We start from the raw sequence: 3,382 nt of genomic DNA on the forward strand, positions 1-3,382 counted from the left end.
TTCCTGGGAGGCGCCGTTGAAGTCCGGATTGAACGGCAGGCCGGCCTGTTGGGCGGCCGCCAGGTAGCGCTTCGTCAGCGGATGCACCGCGTCCGAGCAATCGGTGATGCGCAACGGGCCGCCGACACCGCGCCACTGGTTGGCGCCGGCTTCATTGTCCTCCAGCGCCTTGAAGGCGGGGAGCAGGTCGTCGTAGCTCCAACCTGGATTGCCGGCGGCTGCCCAGGCGTCGAAATCCTCGCGCGCCCCCCTGATATACACCATGGCGTTGATCGAGCTCGACCCGCCGAGCAGCTTGCCGCGCGGCCAGTGGTCGGCGTTTCCGCCAAGGCCAGGATCGGGCTCCGCTTTATAGTTCCAGTTGACGGCCGGGTCGAAGAAGGTCTTGCCGTAGCCGAGCGGCATCTGGACGTAGAAGCGGCGGTCGGTGCCGCCGGCCTCCAGCACCAGGACCGAGAAACGGCCCGATGCCGACAGTCTTTCGGCAAGCACCGAACCGGCCGAGCCGGAGCCGACGATGATGAAATCATAGGTCTGCATGACTGGTCGGTGCGGCTCCGGAAATCTGGCCGCAGCCTAGACGCGCCGGGTTCGCCGCGTCGCCGCGCCTTCCGGCATCGGTTGTGAAAAATACGACCGCCGCAATACGATGGAGTTGCGGGATAACCCGACAATCCCGCTTGATATGCACGGGGTCGAGAGCTTATGCGAAGGCATCGAGCAATCCGCGGGAGGCAGGAGATCCATATGCGTACCCTCTCCGATGCCTTCATCCCGGAACTGCCCGGTTACTACAAGGGCAAGGTCCGCGAAAACTACGACCTGCCGGACGGCAGGCGCATCATCATCGCCACCGATCGCCTCAGCGCCTTCGACATCATCCTGGCCTCGATCCCGTTCAAGGGCGAGATCCTCACCCAGACCGCCCGCTACTGGTTCGAGGAAACGGCCGACATCTGCCCGAACCATGTTCTCGAATACCCCGACCCGAACGTCGTCGTCGGCACAAGGCTCGATATCCTGCCGGTCGAGATCGTCGTGCGCGGCTATCTGGCGGGAACCACCAGCACCTCGATCCTGACCAGGTACCGGAAGGGCGAGCGGACCATGTATGGAATGAACCTGCCGGACGGCTTGCGCGACAATGAGAGATTGGCCGAGCCGGTGATCACCCCGACGAGCAAGGCCGCGGATGGCGGCCATGACGAGCCGCTGTCGAAGGCCGAGATCCTCGAACAGGGACTTCTTACGCCAGCACAGTGGGATACGGTGTCGGACTACGCCTTGCGGCTGTTCGCCCGCGGCCAGGCGCGAGCCGCCGAACGCGGCCTGATCCTGGCCGATACGAAATATGAATTCGGCACCGACAAGAGCGGGGCCATAATCCTGGCCGACGAAATCCATACGCCGGACAGCAGCCGGTACTGGATTGCGGCGAGCTACGAAGATGCCTTCGCGAGCGGTGGGCGGCCGGAGAGTTTCGACAAGGATTTCATCCGGTCATGGGTCGCGGCGCGCTGCGATCCTTACAGGGATCCGATCCCGACGATACCGGACGAGATCGTCGCACAGGCTTCGCAGGTCTATGCGCAGGCCTATGAGGCGATCACCGGCAAGGAATTCGTCCCCGACGTTTCCGGGGCTACCGTGCTCGATCGCATCCGCGCGAACCTCGAGCGCTACTTTTAGGGTCAAGCCAGCCGCTCCTTGCGACAGCATCGGCGGCGCGTTGACCTGCCGGCGCCGTGACGCTACGGGATCATGTCATCGATCTCAGGGGATTTGCGGTATGGTGCACTACGCGGACGGACGGCCGATCGGCGACCTGACACTGCGGACGCTGGCCATGCCGTCCGACGCCAACGCGGCTGGCGATATCTTCGGCGGCTGGGTGATGGCGCAGATGGACCTTGCCTGCGGCATCCGCGCCGCCGAGCGCGCCAAGGGCCGCGTGGTGACGGCGGCGGTCAAGGAGATGTCCTTCGCCAAGCCGATGAAGATCGGCGACACGCTCTGCATCTACACCCATGTCGAGCGCGTCGGCCGCACCTCGATGGCGCTCAAGGTCGAGGCCTGGGCGCAGCGCTATCTGTCCGACCTGATGGAGAAGGTCACCCATGCCGATTTCGTCATGGTGGCGCTGGACGGCGAGGGCAAGCCGAAGGCGGTTCCGGCCGAAGGCTAATCCGGCTCCGGCAGGCGAGGGCCCTGCCGGCGGGCTGCGTGAGCTCCTTCACAGTCATGCGCAAATTTCCGTGACCAAGTCCGCCGGGGCTTGGGGGAAGACAATGCGTCAACGAACGCTGAACGGTGTTCTTGCGGGAGCCGTCCTGGGCCTGTTCGGCCTGCTCGCCGCAACCGCCTATACCGAGATCAAGCAAGCCGATGCCAGGCTCTCTTGCGCTTCGCAAAATTGCGTCATCGGCAAGCCGCCGGGCGCAAGCGAAAAATGCCTGGCGATCAGTTGCGACGCCGGCCAGAAACCGCGGACGATTGCCGCGAGCAGACGGCCCGCCGGGCTGACTGCGAGACGATCCACCGGAAGCTGAAAACGGGACGGACACGCCACAGCGGCCGGCCAGAAAACGGGTCGGCACGAAGGTTCATCCTTCGCGGGCTTGCGCCAAAAATCCTTGCGGCAACAGGCTTTCAGCCGTGCAGACCGTCGAATTTCTCGCGCGCGGCCCTGACCCTGGCGGTGTTCCTGCGCGCCCATGCGCCGAGCGCGCTGACGGGGACCAACAGCTCGTGGCCAAGCTCTGTCAGCTCGTAGTCGACGCGCGGCGGGATGGTCGGGAAGACGGTGCGGATGACGAAGCCATCGCGCTCCAGACCGCGCAATGTGGTGGTCAGCATCTTCTGCGAAATGCCGCCGACGGCGGCGCGCAGTTCATTGAAGCGCAGCGGTCCGTCGCCGAGCTTGCCGACCACCAGAACGGTCCATTTGTCGCCGACGCGCTGCAGGATTTCCGACACGGCGCGACAGTCTTCGGTGATATGCGGGTGCCTCAGTAACAAAAACGTGCCTCCTTGCACTTCGCTTTTGCGGTATCTCATATAGCGCCGGTATCCAAACGATACCACAATTTCCCGCAAGGAGAGCCTCCCAAAATGTCCAAGCCCAAAATCGCCATTATCGTCGGTTCGACGCGCGCCGCACGCTTCGCCGACGTGCCGACCGAGTGGATCGCCAAGATCGCCAAGGCGCATGCAGACATCGACGTCGAAGTCGTCGACCTGCGCGACTTCCCGCTGCCGTTCTTCGACGAGGTCGCTTCCTCCGCCTGGGCGCCGTCGCAGAACGAGGTGGCGCAGCGCTGGCAGAAGAAGGTCGCCTCTTTCGACGGCTTCATCTTCACCGCCGCCGAGTACAATCACGGCC

General features: G+C 64.2%; 6 protein-coding genes. 4 read left to right on the forward strand and 2 right to left on the reverse strand.

Annotated features, from left to right (window positions below):
- Nucleotides 1-540: GMC family oxidoreductase N-terminal domain-containing protein (locus EOA33_RS28830; protein ID WP_190234400.1), on the reverse strand; the 540-nt coding region annotated here is incomplete at its 3' end.
- A gap of 207 nt (nucleotides 541-747) precedes the next feature.
- Between EOA33_RS28830 and EOA33_RS28835 the strand changes: the two genes are divergently transcribed.
- From EOA33_RS28835 to EOA33_RS39900, 3 genes are all read left to right on the forward strand, one after another.
- Entirely contained in the window at nucleotides 748-1,689 is a 942-nt protein-coding gene (locus EOA33_RS28835) for a phosphoribosylaminoimidazolesuccinocarboxamide synthase (RefSeq protein ID WP_126058719.1), read from the forward strand.
- 100 nt (nucleotides 1,690-1,789) lie between these two features.
- Nucleotides 1,790-2,185, forward strand: a complete 396-nt coding sequence (locus EOA33_RS28840) for an acyl-CoA thioesterase (protein ID WP_126058720.1) — start codon at nucleotides 1,790-1,792, stop codon at nucleotides 2,183-2,185.
- 70 nt (nucleotides 2,186-2,255) lie between these two features.
- Entirely contained in the window at nucleotides 2,256-2,549 is a 294-nt protein-coding gene (locus EOA33_RS39900) for a hypothetical protein (protein ID WP_126058721.1), read from the forward strand.
- Nucleotides 2,550-2,649: 100 nt separating this feature from the next.
- On the opposite strand, the gene EOA33_RS28850 is transcribed toward EOA33_RS39900, so the two are convergent.
- Complete coding sequence (locus tag EOA33_RS28850) at nucleotides 2,650-3,018, reverse strand: helix-turn-helix domain-containing protein (protein WP_187331432.1); 369 nt, start codon at nucleotides 3,016-3,018, stop codon at nucleotides 2,650-2,652.
- A 93-nt stretch (nucleotides 3,019-3,111) separates the two neighbouring features.
- Between EOA33_RS28850 and EOA33_RS28855 the strand changes: the two genes are divergently transcribed.
- On the forward strand, nucleotides 3,112-3,382 hold a 271-nt coding region (locus EOA33_RS28855), incomplete at its 3' end, for an NAD(P)H-dependent oxidoreductase (protein WP_145989332.1).

It is taken from the genome of Mesorhizobium sp. M4A.F.Ca.ET.050.02.1.1 (genome assembly GCF_003997725.1).
Lineage (GTDB): Bacteria > Pseudomonadota > Alphaproteobacteria > Rhizobiales > Rhizobiaceae > Mesorhizobium.